This is a genomic window from Streptomyces sp. NPDC013187 (assembly GCF_042899705.1).
In the GTDB taxonomy this organism is placed as follows: domain Bacteria; phylum Actinomycetota; class Actinomycetes; order Streptomycetales; family Streptomycetaceae; genus Streptomyces; species Streptomyces hawaiiensis_A.
Map to the genome: position 1 here is coordinate 210,658 of NZ_JBIBAF010000012.1, position 18,314 is coordinate 228,971.

General features: G+C 71.2%; 13 protein-coding genes and 1 pseudogene. 6 read left to right on the top strand and 8 right to left on the bottom strand.

All coding sequences use genetic code 11. The annotated features are described in order from the left end of the window. Window positions 1-26 precede the first annotated feature (26 nt). The gene (locus ACFY5B_RS26290) at window positions 27-2,540 is read right to left on the bottom strand and encodes a DEAD/DEAH box helicase (RefSeq protein ID WP_389973286.1); all 2,514 of its coding nucleotides are present in this window, start codon (window positions 2,538-2,540) and stop codon (window positions 27-29) included. 145 nt (window positions 2,541-2,685) lie between these two features. Between ACFY5B_RS26290 and ACFY5B_RS26295 the strand changes: the two genes are divergently transcribed. Then, a complete protein-coding gene (locus tag ACFY5B_RS26295; protein WP_389973289.1) occupies window positions 2,686-3,480 on the top strand; it encodes a metal-dependent hydrolase in 795 nt (264 codons plus the stop codon). Between the two features lie 93 nt (window positions 3,481-3,573). Here ACFY5B_RS26295 and ACFY5B_RS26300 read toward each other — a convergent pair whose 3' ends face one another. The 4 genes from ACFY5B_RS26300 to ACFY5B_RS26315 all read right to left on the bottom strand — a co-directional run bounded on the left by ACFY5B_RS26300 (window position 3,574) and on the right by ACFY5B_RS26315 (window position 8,121). Then, window positions 3,574-3,819: a type B 50S ribosomal protein L31 gene (locus tag ACFY5B_RS26300; RefSeq protein ID WP_389973292.1), complete on the bottom strand. Its 246-nt coding sequence runs from the start codon at window positions 3,817-3,819 to the stop codon at window positions 3,574-3,576. A gap of 35 nt (window positions 3,820-3,854) precedes the next feature. After that, complete coding sequence (locus tag ACFY5B_RS26305; protein ID WP_344464639.1) at window positions 3,855-4,325, bottom strand: DUF5709 domain-containing protein; 471 nt, start codon at window positions 4,323-4,325, stop codon at window positions 3,855-3,857. Window positions 4,326-4,537: 212 nt separating this feature from the next. Continuing rightward, window positions 4,538-6,319 carry an ABC transporter ATP-binding protein gene (locus ACFY5B_RS26310; protein WP_389973295.1) on the bottom strand — a complete coding sequence of 594 codons (1,782 nt, stop codon included), beginning with the start codon at window positions 6,317-6,319 and terminating at the stop codon, window positions 4,538-4,540. Continuing rightward, a complete protein-coding gene (locus tag ACFY5B_RS26315; protein ID WP_389973298.1) occupies window positions 6,316-8,121 on the bottom strand; it encodes an ABC transporter ATP-binding protein in 1,806 nt (601 codons plus the stop codon). Before ACFY5B_RS26315 ends, ACFY5B_RS26310 begins: the two co-directional genes overlap by 4 nt. A 404-nt stretch (window positions 8,122-8,525) precedes the next feature. Here ACFY5B_RS26315 and ACFY5B_RS26320 point away from each other — a divergent pair, with 404 nt between their 5' ends. The 3 genes and pseudogenes from ACFY5B_RS26320 to ACFY5B_RS26330 all read left to right on the top strand — a co-directional run bounded on the left by ACFY5B_RS26320 (window position 8,526) and on the right by ACFY5B_RS26330 (window position 12,585). After that, a complete protein-coding gene (locus tag ACFY5B_RS26320; protein WP_389973300.1) occupies window positions 8,526-9,257 on the top strand; it encodes a L,D-transpeptidase family protein in 732 nt (243 codons plus the stop codon). Window positions 9,258-9,378: 121 nt separating this feature from the next. Continuing rightward, a pseudogene (locus ACFY5B_RS26325) lies at window positions 9,379-10,982 on the top strand (peptide-N4-asparagine amidase). A gap of 172 nt (window positions 10,983-11,154) precedes the next feature. Beyond that, window positions 11,155-12,585, top strand: coding sequence for a cation:dicarboxylate symporter family transporter (locus ACFY5B_RS26330; RefSeq protein WP_389973303.1), 1,431 nt, complete (start codon window positions 11,155-11,157; stop codon window positions 12,583-12,585). A gap of 195 nt (window positions 12,586-12,780) precedes the next feature. On the opposite strand, the gene ACFY5B_RS26335 is transcribed toward ACFY5B_RS26330, so the two are convergent. Continuing rightward, window positions 12,781-13,230 carry a MarR family winged helix-turn-helix transcriptional regulator gene (locus ACFY5B_RS26335; protein WP_389973306.1) on the bottom strand — a complete coding sequence of 150 codons (450 nt, stop codon included), beginning with the start codon at window positions 13,228-13,230 and terminating at the stop codon, window positions 12,781-12,783. A gap of 86 nt (window positions 13,231-13,316) precedes the next feature. On the opposite strand from ACFY5B_RS26335, the gene ACFY5B_RS26340 reads away from it, so the two are divergent. Together ACFY5B_RS26340 and mltG are read left to right on the top strand one after the other, a co-directional pair. Further along, complete coding sequence (locus tag ACFY5B_RS26340) at window positions 13,317-15,119, top strand: ABC transporter ATP-binding protein (protein ID WP_389973309.1); 1,803 nt, start codon at window positions 13,317-13,319, stop codon at window positions 15,117-15,119. 43 nt (window positions 15,120-15,162) lie between these two features. Beyond that, window positions 15,163-16,014, top strand: a complete 852-nt coding sequence (gene mltG / locus ACFY5B_RS26345; RefSeq protein ID WP_389973312.1) for an endolytic transglycosylase MltG — start codon at window positions 15,163-15,165, stop codon at window positions 16,012-16,014. 22 nt (window positions 16,015-16,036) lie between these two features. Here mltG and ACFY5B_RS26350 read toward each other — a convergent pair whose 3' ends face one another. Next, window positions 16,037-17,113, bottom strand: coding sequence for an NAD(P)-binding domain-containing protein (locus tag ACFY5B_RS26350; protein ID WP_389973465.1), 1,077 nt, complete (start codon window positions 17,111-17,113; stop codon window positions 16,037-16,039). Between the two features lie 146 nt (window positions 17,114-17,259). Continuing rightward, entirely contained in the window at window positions 17,260-18,291 is a 1,032-nt protein-coding gene (locus ACFY5B_RS26355) for an ABC transporter substrate-binding protein (protein WP_389973314.1), read from the bottom strand. Window positions 18,292-18,314 lie beyond the last annotated feature (23 nt).

Below are 18,314 nucleotides of genomic sequence, written 5' to 3' on the forward strand. Positions count from 1 at the left end.
TCCTGTGCTCGCTGCTGCCCGGCCCGTCACAACTGGCCGACGTCGGTGACGCGGACGACCGCGCGGCCCTCCGCGTCCGAGGCCGTGAGGTCGACCTCCGCGCTGATGCCCCAGTCGTGGTCGCCGTTCGGGTCGTGGAAGATCTGCCGGACCCGCCACAGGGCGTTGTCCGGTTCCTCCTCGATGAGCAGCAGCTTGGGGCCGCGGGCGTCCGGGCCGGTGCCGAGATCCTCGTACTCGTCCCAGTACTTGTCCATCGCCTCGCCCCACGCGTCGGCGTCCCAGCCGGACTCCCCGTCCATCTCGCCCAGCTCCCCGACCTGGTCGAGGGCGGCCAGTTCCACGCGGCGGAACATGGCGTTGCGGACCAGCACACGGAAGGCGCGCGCGTTGGCGGTGACCGGCTTGACCTCGTCGGCCTTCTCCTGGGCCTCCTCGGCCGTCATCTCCGCCGGGTTGGCCAGCTGCTCCCACTCGTCCAGCAGGCTGGAGTCCACCTGGCGCACCATCTCGCCCAGCCAGGCGATCAGGTCCTGGAGGTCCTCGGACTTGAGGTCGTCCGGGACGGTGTGGTCGAGGGCCTTGAAGGCGCTGGCGAGATAGCGCAGCACGATGCCCTCGGTACGGGCCAGCTCGTAGTGGGACACCAACTCGGTGAAGGACAGCGCCCGTTCGTACATGTCGCGGATCACGGACTTCGGCGACAGCGGATGGTCGCCGACCCAGGGGTGGCTCTTGCGGTACGTGTTGTACGCGTGGAAGAGCAGCTCCTCCAGGGGCTTCGGGTACGTGATGTCCTGGAGGCGCTCCATGCGCTCCTCGTACTCGACACCGTCCGCCTTCATCTGGGCCACGGCCTCGCCGCGCGCCTTGTTCTGCTGGGCGGCGAGGATCTGCCGCGGGTCGTCGAGCGTGGACTCCACGACGGACACCATGTCGAGGGCGTACGACGGGGACTCGGGGTCGAGCAGCTCGAACGCGGCGAGCGCGAAGGTGGACAGCGGCTGGTTGAGGGCGAAGTCCTGCTGGAGATCGACCGTGAGGCGGACGATACGGCCCTCGGCGTCCGGCTGGTCGAGCTTTTCGACGATGCCGCCGTCCAGCAGCGAGCGGTAGATCGCGATGGCCCGGCGGATGTGCCGCAACTGCTGCTTGCGCGGCTCGTGGTTGTCCTCCAGCAGCCTCCGCATCGCCTCGAAGGCGTTGCCGGGGCGGGCGATCACGGACAGCAGCATCGTGTGCGTCACCCGGAACCGGGACGTCAGCGGCTCCGGCTCGGAGCCGATGAGCTTCTCGAAGGTCTGCTCCGACCAGGCGACGAAGCCCTCGGGGGCCTTCTTGCGGACGACCTTGCGGCGCTTCTTCGGGTCGTCGCCCGCCTTGGCGAGGGCCTTCTCGTTCTCGACGACGTGTTCGGGGGCCTGCGCGACGACGAAGCCCTCCGTGTCGTACCCGGCCCGCCCGGCGCGGCCCGCGATCTGGTGGAACTCCCGGGCCCGCAGGGTACGTACGCGGGTGCCGTCGTACTTGGTGAGGGCCGTGAACAGCACGGTGCGGATGGGGACGTTGACGCCGACGCCGAGCGTGTCGGTGCCGCAGATGACCTTCAGCAGACCGGCCTGCGCGAGCTTCTCCACCAGGCGGCGGTATTTGGGCAGCATGCCGGCGTGGTGGACGCCGATGCCGTGCCGGACGTAACGGGAGAGGTTGCGGCCGAACTTGGTGGTGAAGCGGAAGTTGCCGATCAGCTCGGCGATCTGCTCCTTCTCCTCCTTCGAGCACATGTTGATGCTCATCAGCGCCTGCGCCCGCTCCACGGCCTGCGCCTGCGTGAAGTGCACGATGTACACGGGCGCCTGCCGGGCGGAGAGCAGATCGGTGAGCGTCTCGGTGAGCGGGGTGTACCGGTACTCGTAGGACAGCGGGACCGGCCGGGTCGCCGAGCGGACCACCGCCGTGGGACGACCGGTGCGGCGGGCGAGGTCCTTCTCGAAGAAGGAGACGTCGCCGAGCGTCGCCGACATCAGCACGAACTGCGCCTGCGGCAGCTCCAGGATCGGGATCTGCCAGGCCCAGCCGCGGTCGCCCTCGGCGTAGAAGTGGAACTCGTCCATCACGACCTGGCCGACATCGGCGTCCTTGCCGTCGCGCAGCGCGATCGACGCCAGCACCTCGGCGGTGCAGCAGATGACGGGGGCGTCGGCGTTGACCGACGCGTCGCCGGTCAGCATGCCGACGTTCTCGGTGCCGAAGATCTTGCACAGCTCGAAGAACTTCTCCGACACCAGCGCCTTGATCGGTGCGGTGTAGAAGGTGACCTCGTCACGGGCGAGGGCCGCGAAGTGCGCGCCCGCCGCGATCATGCTCTTGCCGGAGCCGGTGGGCGTCGACACGATCACGTTCGCACCGGAGACCACCTCTATCAGCGCCTCCTCCTGGTGGGGGTAGAGCGTGAGACCCCGCTCGCCGGCCCACGACTCGAAGGCTTCGTACAGGGCGTCGGGGTCAGGGGTCCGCGGCAGCTGATCGATGAGGGTCACGCCCCCATCTTGCCCGGCCCGATGCCCGATGCGGGAATCGGCTGCGGGCCCGAAGATCACGAACGCTACGCTGGGGCGCCGACGGGACGTCAGCGTGCCCGGTCAACTGGACAGCGGCAGATGAGGAATGAGGCGGGCCACGGCCATGATGGGACCAGCACACTCACTGTCGGGAGCCGCCGCCTGGCTCGGCGTCGGTGCGGCCGCCGCGGCGGCCGGGCACCCGATGCCCTGGCCGGTCCTCCTCGTCGGTGCCCTGATCTGCGCCGGAGCGGCTCTCGCCCCGGACCTCGATCACAAGGCGGCCACCATCTCGCGGTCCTTCGGACCGGTGTCGCGCTGGCTGTGCGAGATCGTCGACAAGCTGTCGTACGCCGTCTACAAGGCCACCAAGAAGCAGGGTGACCCGCGCCGCTCCGGCGGGCACCGCACGCTGACGCACACCTGGCTGTGGGCGGTCCTGATCGGTGCGGGCACCTCGGTCGTGGCGATCACCAGCGACCGCTGGGGCGTGCTCGCGGTCCTCTTCGTGCACATGGTCCTGGCCATCGAGGGCCTGCTGTGGCGGGCGACCCGCGGCTCCAGCAGCGAGGTCCTGGTGTGGCTGCTGGCCGCGACCACCGCGTGGATCCTCGCGGGCGTGCTGGACAAGCCGGGCAACGGCGCGGACTGGCTGTTCACGGCACCGGGCCAGGAGTACCTGTGGCTGGGGCTGCCGGTGGTGCTGGGCGCGATCGTGCACGACATCGGGGACGCGCTCACCGTGTCCGGCTGCCCGATCCTGTGGCCCATCCCGGTCGGGCGCAAGCGCTGGTACCCGGTCGGGCCCCCGAAGGCCCTGCGCTTCCGGGCGGGCAGCTGGGTCGAGCTCAAGGTGCTGATGCCGGTGTTCATGCTGCTCGGCGGCGTGGGCTGCGCGGCGGCGCTCAACTTCATCTGAGCGCGACCTCAGCCGGGCCCATCATCTGAGCCGACCTCATCTGAGCCTGACTTCAGAGCGCGACTTCATCCGAGCGCGGTCCCGAAACGCGCCTCAGCCGCCGCCGTAGCGCCGCTCGAACGCGGCGACCCGGCCCTCCGAGTCCACCGTGCGGGCCCTGCCCGTGTAAAAGGGGTGGCTCTCCGAGGAGATCTCCACGTCCACGACCGGGTAGGTCTCGCCGTCGTCCCACTCGATGGTCCGGTCGCTGGTCGCGGTGGACCGGGTGAGGAACGCGTACCCGGCGGCGCGGTCACGAAAGACGACGGGGTGGTAGTCGGGGTGCTTGTCCTGCTGCATGGATGCTCCTCGAGCGCCTCGGGCCGGTTCTGCGATCAGCCGGACAGGGTGTCCTCGTCGACGATGTGCACGGCGGCCTCCTCGGCCGACGCGGCGGCGCCGTCGATGCCCACGTCCATGGCGACCAGTGCCTCCTCCTCGTCCTCGTGGGCGCCCTCGTCGGGTGCCACGAGCCGGCCGGAGCGCTCGGCACCGACCTCGTTGTCCAGAAGTTCCCCGTCGGTGCCCGCGCAGTCCCCGAGGCCGTCGCCGTCCGGGGCGGCGGCATCCGGCAGCTCCTCGGAGAGGCGCTGGTCCAGCGTCTCGCCCCGCTGCCGCTCGGCCGCCGTCACACCGAGGTGCTCGACGGCCCAGGGCCGCTCGGGAGGGGACCAGCCCCGGTCCAGGGGATCGTCGACGCCGTCGTTCTCCAGGGTGTCCTCGGCGTCGAGCAGCCCCGTGTCCTCCCTCTGCTCGTCCTGGTCCGGCTGGTAGACGTCGTCTCCCCAGCCGTCGGAGCTGTTCACGGGTACCTCCAGGGGGTGGGGACGGGCCCGTATCCACGGGGCCCGTGCCGGGTCCCCGCCGCGGAGCACTGACGCCGCCCGGACCTCTGATCTCCGGGCGTCCCCCGAGCCGGTGCCTGATTCCAGCCTTCCACCCCGGTTCGTGACTGCGCAACGCCAAGGACACGGCCGCCCCCCTGAGAGGCGGGCGGCCGTGTCGCCCGACGAGGTGCTCAGCCGTGCCACGACCTCCACAGCGCCGCATACGCCCCGTCCGCGGCGACCAGCTCGTCGTGGCTGCCCAGCTCGCTGATCCTGCCGTTCTCGACGACGGCGATGACGTCCGCGTCGTGGGCGGTGTGCAGCCGGTGGGCGATGGCGACGACGGTGCGGCCGTCGAGCACCCGGGCCAGGGAGCGCTCCAGGTTGCGGGCCGCGCGCGGGTCGAGCAGCGACGTCGCCTCGTCCAGGACCAGCGTGTGCGGGTCGGCCAGCACCAGGCGGGCCAGCGCGATCTGCTGGGCCTGGGCCGGGGTGAGCGCCAGACCGCCCGAGCCGACCTCGGTGTCCAGGCCCTCGTCGAGCGCACGGGCCCAGCCGTCCGCGTCGACCGCGCCCAGCGCCGCCCACAGCTCGGCGTCGACGGCACCGGTCCGTGCGAGCCGGAGGTTGTCGCGCAGGGAGCCCACGAAGACGTGGTGCTCCTGGTTGACCAGGGCCACGTGGGAGCGGACGCGCTCGGCGGGCATCCGGGACAGCTCGGCGCTGCCCAGGGTGATCCGGCCGTCCCGGGGCGCGTAGATCCCGGCGAGCAGCCGTCCCAGCGTGGACTTGCCCGCACCCGAGGGGCCGACCAGGGCCAGCCGGGTACCGGGGGCGACCTCCAGGGACACCTTGCGCAGGACGTCCACGCCCTCCAGGTACCCGAAGTGCACCCGGTCGGCGTGTACATGGCGTCCCTCGGGGGCCACGGTGGGATCCCCGGCGTCCGGCTCGATGTCCCGGACCCCGACGAGCCGGGCCAGCGACACCTGGGCGACCTGCAACTCGTCGTACCAGCGGAGGATCATGCCCACCGGGTCGACCAGCATCTGGGCGATCAGCGCGCCGGTCGTCAGCTGGCCGACGTCGATCCACCCGTGCAGGGCGAACACGCCGCCGATCATCAGGACGGAGGCGAGCACGGTCACGTGGGTGGTGTTGATGACCGGGAAGAGCACCGACCGCAGCCAGAGCGTGTACCGCTCCCAGGCCGTCCACTCCCGGATCCGGCGCTCCGACAGCGCGACACGGCGCTCGCCGAGGCGGTGGGCCTCGACGGTGCGCCCGGCGTCCACGGTCTCGGCGAGCGCGGCGGCCACGGCGGCGTACCCGGCGGCCTCGGAACGATAGGCCGAGGGGGCCCGCCGGAAGTACCAGCGGCAGCCGACGATCAGCAGCGGCAGGGCGAGCAGCACGGCGAGCGCCAGCGGCGGCGCCGTGATCACCAGTCCGCCCATCAGCAGGAACACCCACACCACGCCGATCGACAGCTGCGGCACGGCCTCGCGCATCGCGTTGCCCAGCCGGTCGATGTCGGTCGTGATGCGCGACAGCAGGTCGCCGGTCCCGGCCCGCTCCAGCACCCCCGGCGGCAGCCCGACCGACCGGACGAGGAAGTCCTCGCGCAGGTCGGCCAGCATCCGCTCACCCAGCATCGCGCCGCGCAGCCGCACCTGACGGACGAACACGGCCTGGACGGCCAGCGCGGCCAAGAAGAGCCCGGCCGTCAGCTCCAGCCGCAGGTTCTCCACGCCGTCCGACACCCGCTCCACCAGTCCGCCCAGCAGCCAGGGCCCGGCCATCGAGGCGATCACGGCGGCCGTGTTGACGGCGACCAGCAACAGGAACGCCCGCCGGTGCCGGCGCAGCAGTTCGGCCACGTAGGCGCGGACGGTCTCGGGGGCGCCGACCGGCAGGGTGTTCGCCGTCGTCGGGGCCGCCGGGTCGTACGCCGGTGGCGCGACGCCGATCATGCCTTCTCCTCGATCTCTTCCAGTTCCTGCAGTACGTCCTTCAGGGCGACGGAGCCGTTCAGTGCGGCCTCGTCGTCCGTCTCGCGGGTGACCACCGTCCGGTAGCGGGGCTCGGTACGCACCAGCTCACGGTGGGTGCCGACCGCGACGGCCTCGCCGTCGTGCAGGAACACCACCCGGTCCGCGCGGTCCAGCAGCAGCGGGGAGGAGGTGAACACCACGGTCGTGCGCCCCGCGCGCAACTCCCGCACGCCCTGCGCGATCCGGGCCTCGGTGTGCGAGTCGACGGCCGAGGTCGGCTCGTCCAGGACGAGCGCCTCCGGGTCCGTGACCAGCGACCGGGCGAGCGCGAGCCGCTGGCGCTGACCGCCGGACAGGGACCGGCCGCGTTCGGTGATCCGGGCGTCCATCGGGTCGGCCGCGCCCAGCGAGCCCTGCACCAGCGCCGCCAGCACGTCGTCGCACTGCGCGGCCTCCAGCGCCTCCTGCGGCCGGACGGCGCCCGACGCGGGTACGTCGAGCAGCTCGCGCAGCGTGCCGGACAGCAGCACCGGGTCCTTGTCCTGGACGAGGACGGCCGTACGGGCGCTGTCCAGCGGCAGTTCGTCGAGCGGCACCCCGCCCAGCAGCACCGAGGCGCCCTCCTGGGACGGGTGTCCGCCCAGCCGTTCCGCCAGCAGGCCCGCGGCGTCCGGGTCGCCGCACACCACGGCCGTGAGCCGCCCGGCGGGCGCGAGCAGCCCGGTCTCCGGGTCGTACAGGTCGCCCGACGGGACCTCGGCCGCGCGTGATCCGGCGGTGTCCGTGGGCCGCTGGAGCGACAGCACTCCCGCGGCCCGCTTGGCGGAGGGCCGGGAGAAGGAGTACGCCATGGCGATCTCCTCGAAGTGCCGCAGGGGGTAGGTGAGGACCATGACGGAGCTGTAGACGGTGACCAGTTCGCCGACGGTGATCCGGCCCTCGCGCGCCAGCCCCACGCCGTACCAGACGACGGCGATGAGCAGCAGGCCGGGCAGCAGGACCTGGATCGCGGAGATCAGGGCCCACATCCGGGCGCTGCGCACGGCCGCGTGGCGGACCTCCTGGGAGGCGCTGCGATAGCGGTCGAGGAACAGCTCCTCGCCGCCGATGCCGCGCAGCACCCGAAGACCGGCGACGGTGTCGGAGGCCAGTTCGGTGGCGCGTCCGGCCTTCTCGCGCTGGGTGTCGGCGCGCCGGGTGGCGCGGGGCAGCAGCGGCAGCACGGCGAGCGCCAGCGCGGGCAGTCCCACGGCGACGACCACGCCGAGCGCCGGCTGGTAGACGAGCAGGCCGACGCAGACCAGCACGATGGTGACCAGGGCCGCGGTGAAGCGGGACAGGGCCTCGACGAACCAGCCGATCTTCTCGACGTCACCCGTCGACACCGCCACCACTTCGCCCGCCGCGACCCGCCGGGTCAGCGCCGAGCCCAGATGGGCGGCCTTGCGTGCGAGCAGTTGCTGGACGCGCGCGGCCGCGGTGATCCAGTTGGTGATCGCGGTGCGGTGCAGGAAGGTGTCACCGACCGCGTTGCCCACGCAGGCCAGCGCCAGCAGCCCGCCCGCCAGGGCGAGCCCGGAGCCGGAGCGGTCGACGACGGCCTGCACGGCGACACCGACACAGAACGGCAGGGCGGCGACGGAGGCGAAGTGCAGCAGCCCCCAGCTCAGCGACTTGAGCTGACCGCCCAGCTGATTCCGGAAGAGCCACCACAGGAATCGGGGGCCCGAACGCGCGTCCGGGACGCCCGGGTCGGGGTACGGAAGGTCTTTGATCTGCATGACGTCCCAGTGGCTCGTGTCAGGGGGCGAAGGGGTCGGGAGGCGGGTCGACGGGAGAGCGAGGGCGGCCGCCGACGACGGCAGCAAACCGTGACAGGTTCGCGTTGCGACGCGGCCGGAGGCAAACGGTTTTCCGTCCGCCGTGCGGAACCGGCCGTCCGCCGTGCGCAACCCCGACAACCCTGCGGAACGGGCCGTCCTGCCTGTGCTAAACCACCGACAACCGGGCGGAACCGGCCGTCCTGCCGGCGCAACCGGCCGACAACCGCGCGGAATCAGCCGTCCTGCGTGCGCAACCGGCCGACGGACGGGTGCACTCGGCCGGCGACGGCCGGCACCCGTCGCGCACCGACCGTCCGGGCCTCCGATCGCCGCCGCCCGGACCCCGGTGCGACCATGGAGCGATGCACAGTGGTGGCGTACGACGAGCGGTGGCCGCGACGGTGGTGCTCGTCTCATTCCTGACGGCTCTGTCCGCCTGCGGCGGCGCGGAGGGCAGTGGGGGGACACAAGCCGCGCGCCGGGCGGCCCGCACCCCCGCGGCCACGGCCGCCCCGACGCGCATCCCCGGCGTCGGCGACCGGCTCCAGCGGCGGATTCCGTCCGGCTCCCACCAGGTCGTCGCGGTCTACGGCGAAGGGAAGGACTCCGCCGATTCCATCGTCGTTCTGTACACCAAGCACGGCTCGACCTGGCAGCGGGAGCGCGGCTGGCCCGGGCACAACGGCAAGAAGGGCTGGACCACCGACCACCACGAGGACGACGACCGCAGCCCCGTGGGTGTGTTCACCCTCAGCGACGCGGGCGGCGTGCTGCCGGACCCGGGCTCCCGGCTCCCGTACACCCGCTCCGCCGCCTTCGCCGCCCCGCGCTGGTGGGCCAAGTCGTACTGGCACGACTTCGACTACGTCATCGCCATCGACTACAACCGCGTCAAGGGCACCCCGCCGAACGATCAGACCCGCCCCGAGGGCGAGAAGAAGGGTGGCGGGATCTGGCTGCACATGGACCACGGCAGCGGCACGTCGGCCTGCGTCAGCATGCCCGAGCAGGCGATGAGGTACCTGCTGCGCACGCTCGACCCGCGACAGCGCCCCGTGGTCGTCATGGGGGACAGGGCGGACCTGGCGGCTTAGGGCCTGTCGTTTGGCCCCGCTCGGGTCGGCCGAGAGGCGCAGTCACTTCCGGCCGACCTGATCCAGCCGACAGGCCTGGTCCTCATTGCGCGGGTGGCCGACTCCCCGTAGAACACCGCCCATGAAGAGACGGATCGTCATGTCCATGCTTGCCGGAGCGACCCTTCTGGCGGGCACCCTCCTCGGCACCACTCCCGCCGGGGCGGCGGACGTCCCGGCCCGGGCGGCCGCCGTCCCCGCCGAGTTCGGCACCGACTGGCACGACCCGGTCACGGCCGCGCCGCCCGTCACGAAGCCCGCCGGAAAATCCTGCGAAGTCACCCTCGCCCAGGCGCAGTTCCGGGACTTCACCCCGTACCGCGGCACCTACACACCGCCCGGCGGCTGCGGCGACCGCTGGAGCAAGGTGGTGCTGCGGCTCGACGGCAAGGTCAAGGGGCGCCAGTACGACCGGCTCGGCTACCTCCACGTCGGCGGCGTGGAGATCTTCCGGACGTCGACCCCGCAGCCCTCACCCGACGGCATCGAGTGGTCCGTGGAGAAGGACGTCACGCGCTACAGCGACACCTTCCGCACGAGCCGGGAGGTCGAGATGCTCATCGGGAACGTCGTCGACGACACCTACACGGGCGTCCTCGACGTCAAGGTCACGCTGACGTTCTACCAGGGCCGACCCGATCCGAAGAGCCCCGACCGGGTCCTCACCCTCGCCGGCGGCTCGGCCCTCACCACCCCGCGCAACAGCGAGCGCATCCTCGCCGAGGTGTACGCGACCGGGTCCGGCGGCGGCTGCGAGGAGTACTGGTACCTGACCGTGCCCGAACCGGCGCCCTACTCCTGCAAGGCCGGCCAAGGCCCGTACCGGGAGGTGCAGATGGTGTCGACGGCCGGCTCGCCGGCATCGCCACCCCCTTCCCGACGGTGTGGACCGGAGGCTGGTCCAACCCGTTCCTCTGGTACGTGATCCCGGGCCCGCGTGCCCTCGACATCAAGCCGATCACCTACGACCTCACCCCTTTCGCCGGGATCCTGAATGACGGCCGCCCGCACCGCGTCGAGGTCTCGGTGGTCGGTGTGCCCGAGGGGCAGAGCGGCTGGAGCACGCCCGTGAACGTCCTCGTCTGGCAGGACGAGAAGCGCGAGCGGGTCACCGGAAAGCTCACCGCGCACACGGCGGAAGACCTCACCGACTCATCCGCGTATACGCCGGGTTCGGAGCACCGGGTGGACACCGAGGGCGCCCACCGGCTGACCGTCGGCGGCTACGTCGACACATCGCACGGCCGCGTCAGGACCACCGTCAGCCGCTCGCTGACCGGTACCTCCACGCACCGCTGGACCGACGGCGAGACGCGTGACGCTCTCGAAGCCGTCTGGACCGACGACGAGTCGGTGACCGTCGGCGCACGCACCACGCGCACCCACCGCAGTTACACGATGGACGGCACGACGATCCTGGGCACGGGCGACCGCCTGCGCACGGTACTGAGGCTCGGCGACCGCGCCACGGTCGTCGGGACGAACGGCGGGCGGCGCACCGCGTGGTCACGGCTCGACAACTCGTACACGGGCGACGCGACCTACACGGCGAACGTGCCGCGCGACCAGCGCCACGCGGTCGGCACCACGAGCGAGCGCTACCGGCTGTACGGCTCGCGCGGCTGCTACGACCGCACCCTGACCGCCGTGCAGGGGGTGCTCACGGAAGAACGAAACCGTTGCTGAGGTGAACACCGAGACGTGTGACGTGTGTCACTCATGACGTTTTACTTGGCTGAAACGCTGCGGTCTTGTGCGCGATCAAGAAAGCCTTCAGGGTGTCGGAAGCGGAATCCCCATTCCGCATCACAGAAGTCCCCTCCGGCTTCGATGTGTCCCGTCCCCCCTAGGAGGCTTCGTGCCGCCCTCCGTACCGTCCCTCCCGCGACGCGTCGCCCGCACTGTGCGCACCTCGCTTTTCGTGCAGGTCACCTGCGCGCTCGTCCTCGGAATCGTCGTCGGAAAGCTGTGGCCGGACACGGCCACGGCTCTCCAGCCGCTCGGCGACGGTTTCACCCGGCTCATCAAGACGGTGATCTCGCCGCTGGTGTTCTGCGTGGTCGTCGTCGGCATCGCCAAGGCCGGTGACCTGAAGGCCTTCGGCCGGATCGGGGTGAAGGCCCTCATCTGGTTCGAGATCGCCTCCACGGCCGCCCTGGTCATCGGACTCGTCGCCGCCAACGTCGTCGGCCCGGGCAAGGGCATGAACGTCGACCCTTCCTCGCTGAACACCGCTGCGGTCGACGAGACGACGGGCGGTGGCCAGCTGCCCACGACGGCCGAGTTCGTGCTGAACGCGCTGCCTCAGAGTTTCGTCGGGGCCTTCGCCGAGAACGAGCTGCTCCAAGTCCTCATTCTGGCCTGCCTGGTGGGCGCCGCCCTGCTGCACCTCGGGCACACCAGGGTGCCGAAGATTTTGCCCGCGATCGAGCAGGCCCAGGAGATCATCTTCGCGGTCGTCGGCTTCATCATGCGGCTCGCCCCGCTCGCGGTGTTCGGCGCGATGGCCCACCTGGTCGGCAACTACGGCCTGGGCGTGATGAGGACGTACGCCAAGCTCATCGTGCTCTGCTACGTGGCCGCGGCGCTGTTCGTCGCGCTGCTCGCCGTCGCTCTGAAGCTCGTCACCGGGCTCAGCCTCTGGAAGTTCCTGCGCTACATCCGCGAGGAGATGCTGCTCGCGCTCGGCACCGCGTCCACCGAGTCGGTGATGCCCCGCGTCATGCAGAAGCTGCGCCGGGCCGGCGCCCGCGACGACGCCGTGGGGCTGGTGCTCCCCACCGGCTACTCCTTCAACCTCGACGGCGCCTCGCTGTACCTGTCCATCGGCACGCTGTTCATCGCCCAGGCGGTGGGTGTGGACCTCAGCCTCGGCCAGCAGATCACCGTGGTGCTGGTGCTGATGCTGACCAGCAAGGGCATGGCGGGCATTCCGGGTTCGGCGTTCCTCGCGCTGTCCGCGACCGCCTCGTCCCTCGGGGCGATCCCCGCCGGAGCCGTCGCGCTGCTGCTCGGCGTGGACCGCATCATGGACTCGATGCGCGTCGTCACGAACCTGCTCGGCAACTGCGTCGCCGTCTTCGCGGTGTCCCGCTGGGAGGGGGCCCTGGACATCGATCGGGCGAAGAGGACGCTGGACGGAAAGGACACCTCCGCGCCGGAGGACGGTGAGAAGGGTGTCGGCGCTGAGAAGGACCTCGGCGGCGAGACCGGCACCGAGGCGCTGGCGCCGGGCATCCCGGCCCAGAAGCCCAAGGAGCTCAAGGAGCCCGCGCCCGAGGCCGGTTGAGCAGAACCGAGTGGGCCGCGGCCTCCGCTCCGGCAGGACGAGCGGAGGCCGCGGCCGCGTCGTGCTCTCGCCGGTCGGCTGGGCCCTGTCGGTGTCCGCTGTCGTGGTTCCGCCGGTCGGCTGGGCCGTGCCGGTGTTCGGTGTTGCGGTTCCGCCGGTCGGCTGGGCCGTGCCGGTGTTCGGTGGTTCCGCCCGTCAGCAGGACTGCACCGGTGTCCCGTCGATCAGCGTGTCCAGCAACCCCCCGAGCGCCTTCCGCTGATCCTCCGACAGGGGCGCGAGGATCTCCTCCGCGGCCGACCTGCGCGCCGCCCGCAGCTCGCGCAGCGCGCCCCGGCCGTCGTCCGTCAGCTCGATGCGGATCACCCGCCGGTTCGCCGGGTCCGGGACCCGCCGGACCTTGCCGCTCGCCTCCAGGCCGTCCACCAGCGTCGTCACGGCCCGCGGCACCACCTCGAGGCGCTCGGCCAGATCGGCCATGCGCGGCGGCGAGCCCCAGTGCGCGAGCGTGCGCAACAGACGGGACTGGGCCGGGGTGATGCCGAGCTCCCGGTGCTCCAAGTGGCGCTTCTGGATGCGGTGCACCCGGCGGGTGAGCCGCAGCAACTGCTCGGCGAGCAGACCGTCGGGATCGGGCGTGGTCATGCGGGAACAATATCAGGATGCAGTTCATTGTGAGTATAGGTAACAATGAGCTGTGATCCGATCCGCCGCATCCCTCGTAGGAGCCCATGCATCCCGACCGTGAAGCCCCCTGGACCCCGCCGGCCGACTCCAAGGAGCAGCCCCGGCAGGTCCGCCGCATCCTCGGCCTCTTCCGCCCCTACCGGGGCCGTCTCGCGATCGTCGGCCTGCTGGTCGGCGCCGCGTCCCTGGTCTCGGTCGCCACGCCCTTCCTGCTGAAGGAGATCCTGGACGTCGCGATCCCCGAAGGGCGCACGGGCCTGCTCAGCCTGCTCGCCCTCGGCATGATCCTCAGCGCGGTCCTCACCAGCGTCTTCGGGGTTCTGCAGACCCTGATCTCCACGACGGTCGGGCAGCGCGTCATGCACGACCTGCGCACCGCCGTCTACGGCCGGCTCCAGCGCATGTCCCTCGCCTTCTTCACGCGTACGCGCACGGGCGAGGTGCAGTCCCGCATCGCCAACGACATCGGCGGCATGCAGGCGACCGTCACCTCCACCGCGACCTCCCTGGTCTCGAACGTCACCAGCGTGGTCGCCACGATCGTCGCGATGATCGCCCTCGACTGGCGCCTGACGGTCGTCTCGTTGCTGTTGCTGCCGGTGTTCGTGTGGATCAGCCGCCGCGTCGGCAACGAACGCCGGAAGATCACCACCCAGCGTCAGAAACAGATGGCCGCCATGGCCGCCACCGTCACCGAGTCGCTCTCCGTCAGCGGCATCCTGCTCGGCCGCACGATGGGCCGCTCGGACTCGCTGACGAAGTCCTTCGCCGACGAGTCCGAGGAGCTCGTCGACCTGGAGGTGCGGTCGAACATGGCCGGCCGGTGGCGCATGGCCGTCATCACGATCGTCATGGCCGCCCTGCCCGCCGTCATCTACTGGACCGCCGGTATGGCCCTCCAACTGGGCGGCCCCGCGGTCTCCATCGGCACGATCGTCGCCTTCGTCTCGCTCCAGCAGGGCCTGTTCCGCCCGGCCGTCAGTCTGCTGTCGACCGGTGTGCAGATCCAGACCTCGCTCGCCCTGTTCCAGCGCATCTTCGAGTACCTCGACCTCCCGGTCGACATCACCGAGCGCCCCGACCCGGTCCGCCTCGACCGCATCAAGGGCGAGGTCCGCTTCGAGAACGTCTCCTTCGGCTACGACGACAAGGGCGGCCCGGTCCTCGACGGCATCGACCTCACCGTCCCGGCCGGCGGCAGCCTCGCCGTCGTCGGACCCACCGGTGCCGGCAAGTCCACCCTCGGCTACCTCGTGCCCCGGCTCTACGACGTCACCGGCGGCCGCGTCACCCTCGACGGGACCGACGTCCGCGACCTCGACTTCGACACCCTGGCGCGCGCGGTCGGCGTCGTGTCGCAGGAGACGTACCTCTTCCACGCCTCGGTCGCCGAGAACCTGCGCTTCGCCAAGCCCGACGCCACCGACGAGGAGCTCCACCGAGCGGCGAAGGCTGCGCAGATCCACGACCACATCGCGGCCCTGCCCGACGGCTACGACACCGTCGTCGGTGAGCGCGGTCACCGCTTCTCCGGCGGTGAGAAGCAGCGCCTGGCCATCGCCCGCACCATCCTGCGCGACCCGCCGGTTCTCATCCTCGACGAGGCCACCAGCGCGCTGGACACCCGGACCGAGGCGGCCGTCCAGGACGCCATCGACGCCCTGTCGGCCGACCGCACCACCCTCACCATCGCCCACCGGCTCTCGACCGTGCGGGGGGCCGACCAGATCGTGGTCCTCGACGCGGGCCGCGCGGTCGAACGCGGTACGCACGAGGACCTCATGGAGGAGGGCGGCCGGTATGCGGCACTCGTACGCCGGGACGCCCAACTGGAGCCGACAAGATGAAAATATGCCGGGTTTATGCCGCTATGGGGGTTACCGTGCCCGCATGGAGAAGAACACTCCGCCACGGAGCACGATTCGACTGACGCGCAGGGGCCGCATCGCCCTCGTCGCGACCGGAGCCGTCGTGGTCGGTACCGCCGTGGCGGTGCCGCTGCTGACCCTGCGGACCGGGACCGAGGAGGAGAGCAGGCCCACGACTCTGGCCGTCCCGGAGGGCTGGCGCGCGAGCCAGGTCTACGCGGCCGTCGACAAGGCCCTCTCCCTGCCTGCCGGCAGTACGAAGAAGTCCTTGGACAAGGCCGCGCTGAAGCTGCCCAACGACGCCGAGGGCAATCCGGAGGGATACCTCTTCCCGGCCACGTATCCGCTCCAGGAGACGACCACTCCGGACAAGCTCCTCGCGCTCATGGTCGACACCGCGAACGAGAAGTTCAACGGTGCGCCCATCGCCGCCGGGGCGCAGCGCAACGCCATGAACGTGTACCAGGCCGTCACCATCGCGAGCATCGTCCAGGCCGAGGCCGCCACCAGGGCCGACATGGGGAAGGTGGCCCGGGTCATCTTCAACCGCCTCGAACGCGGTATGCCCCTGCAGATGGACTCCACCATCAACTACGCCCTCAATCGCTCCGCCCTCCGCACGACGGAGAGCGACACCCGGATCGAGAGCCCCTACAACTCGTACCAGCGCATGGGCCTGCCACCCACGCCGATCGGCAGCCCGGGCGAGGAGGCGCTGCGCGCGGCCGTCAATCCGACCGCGGGCAACTGGCTGTACTTCGTCACCGTCCGCCCGGGCGACACCCGGTTCACGGCGGACTATCAGCAACATCAGCGCAACGTCGCGGAGTTCAACGCGCAGAGCAAGAAGAGCGGGTCCCGGGCGGCCGGATGACGGCCCCGTGCCCCCGCCTGTGTCATGCCGCGGCCGGCTCGCGGTCCAGCAGTCGCCTGATGTCCCGTACGGCCGCGCGGCCGGCCCGGTTGGCCCCGATGGTGCTGGCCGAAGGGCCGTAGCCGACGAGGTGGACGCGGGGATCGGCGGCCGCGTGCGTGCCTTCCATGCGGATGCCGCCGCCGGGGGAGCGCAGCCGGAGCGGTGCGAGGTGGTCGATCGCGGCGCGGAAGCCGGTGGCCCAGAGGAGGACGTCCGCGTCGAGGTGGCGCCCGTCGGCCCACTCGACACCGGTGGGAGTGATCCGGTCGAACATCGGCTGCCGGTCGAGCACCCCGTCCTCGATGCCCTGCCGGATCGCGTCGTTGAGCGGCAGCCCGGTGACCGAGACGACACTGCGGGGCGGCAGTCCCTGCCGTACCCGCTCCTCGACGAGCGCCACCGCCGCGCGGCCCGCGTCCTCGTTGAAGGGCCCCTCCCGAAAGACCGGCGGGCGCCGCGTGACCCAGGTGGTGGCCGACGCGTACGAGGCGATCTCCAGCAGGTGCTGGGTGCCCGAGGCGCCGCCGCCCACCACCACGACCCGCTGCCCCGCGAACTCCTCGGGCCCGGGGTACTGAGCGGTGTGCAACTGCCGCCCGCGGAAGGTCTCCTGGCCCGGATAACGCGGCCAGAACGGTCGGTCCCAGGTGCCGGTCGCGTTGATCAGCGCCCGCGCCGACCACACGCCGTCCGAGGTCTCCACGAGCAACCGTCCGCCCGGTCCTTCGCGCACGGCCCGTACGCCCACCGGGCGCCTGACCCGCAGGTCGAAGGCCCGCTCGTAGCGGTCGAAGTACGCGCTGATCACCTCGGCCGACGGTCGTGACGGGTCCGCGTCCGTGAGCTCCATGCCCGGCAGCGCGTGCATGCCGTGCACCTTGCCGTACGTCAGCGACGGCCAGCGGAACTGCCAGGCGCCGCCGGGGCCGGGGGAGTGGTCCAGCACGACGAAGTCGCGGTCCGGCTCGAAACCGGATCGTCGCAGGTGATAGGCGCCGGCCAGACCGGCCTGACCTGCTCCTATGACGACTACCTCGACCTCGCGTGCGTTGTTCACATTTCTACTAACCGCAGCGGGACGGTGGATCTTCCCGCCGAGGATCTTCCCCATGGATCTTCCCCATGGATCTTCCCCATGGACCATTCCGGCGGGCGGCCCCGAGTGGTCCCCCGCCAGGCGGCGGGGGACTCGCTACGACCGCGTCACGAACCGGTGGAAGGACGCGCCTGGGTCGTCGACGGCGGCAGGCCGCCGTTGAAGCGCGTGTCCGTGAACTCGGCGAAGTCGATCTTGCGCGGGATGAGCTTCAACGCCGTGAAGGTGTCGGCGATCTCCTGCTCGGAGGCGATCAGCGGCTTGTCGACGGCGACCGCGATCCGCGTCGCGTAGGTGCGCTTCACCGCGGCCAGCGCCACGTCCTTCGGGAGCCCGGTGTCCTCGGCCCAGACCTTCGCCCACTCCTCCTCGTGGTCGTACACCCAGGTGTACGCGCGCCGCAGTCGCTCCAGGTAGTCCTTGAGGGCGGCTGCCTTCTTCTTGTCCTTCAGGGCGGCCGGGGCAGCGACCTGGAAGGTGTGCCCGTTGGTCACGCCGTCGCCGTCGGTCAGCACCCGCCCCTGCTCGCCCTGGAGGATCTGTGAGGTGTACGGGTCCCACACCGCCCACGCGTCGACCTTGCCGGACGTGAACGCGGCCAGGGCGTCGGCCGGCTGGAGGTACTTGACCTTGACGTCGCTCAGCGTCAGTCCGGCCCTCTTGAGGGAGGCGACCAGTTGGAAGTGCGCGGAGGAACCCTGGGCGACGGCCACCGACCTGCCCTTGAGCTGCTCGGGGCTCTTGAGGGGGGAGTCGTTCGGGACGAGGATGGTGTCGCCCTTGGACGTGCCGTGCCAGGCCGCCACCACCTTGATCTTCGAACCCGCGCCGGCCGCGAAGACCGGCGGGGTGTTGCCCACGCCTCCGGTGTCGACGGCCCCGGCGTTGATGGCCTCCAGCAGCGGCGGGCCGGAGGTGAACGTCGACCATTTGATCTTGTAGTCGAGGTTCTTCAGCTCCCCGGCGGCCCGCAGGATGGCCTCCGAACCGCCCTTCTGGTCACCGACGTCGAGCGTCACGGAGCCCTTGCCGTCGACACGGCCCTCCGACGTGTCGGCTGCCGAGGTGCCGCCGCAGGCGGTGAGCAGCAGGGCGAGGGGCAGGAGCAGGGCGGTGGGGAAGAGGCGTCGTCGTCGCATGGTGGTTCCGTTCGTGTGGGTCG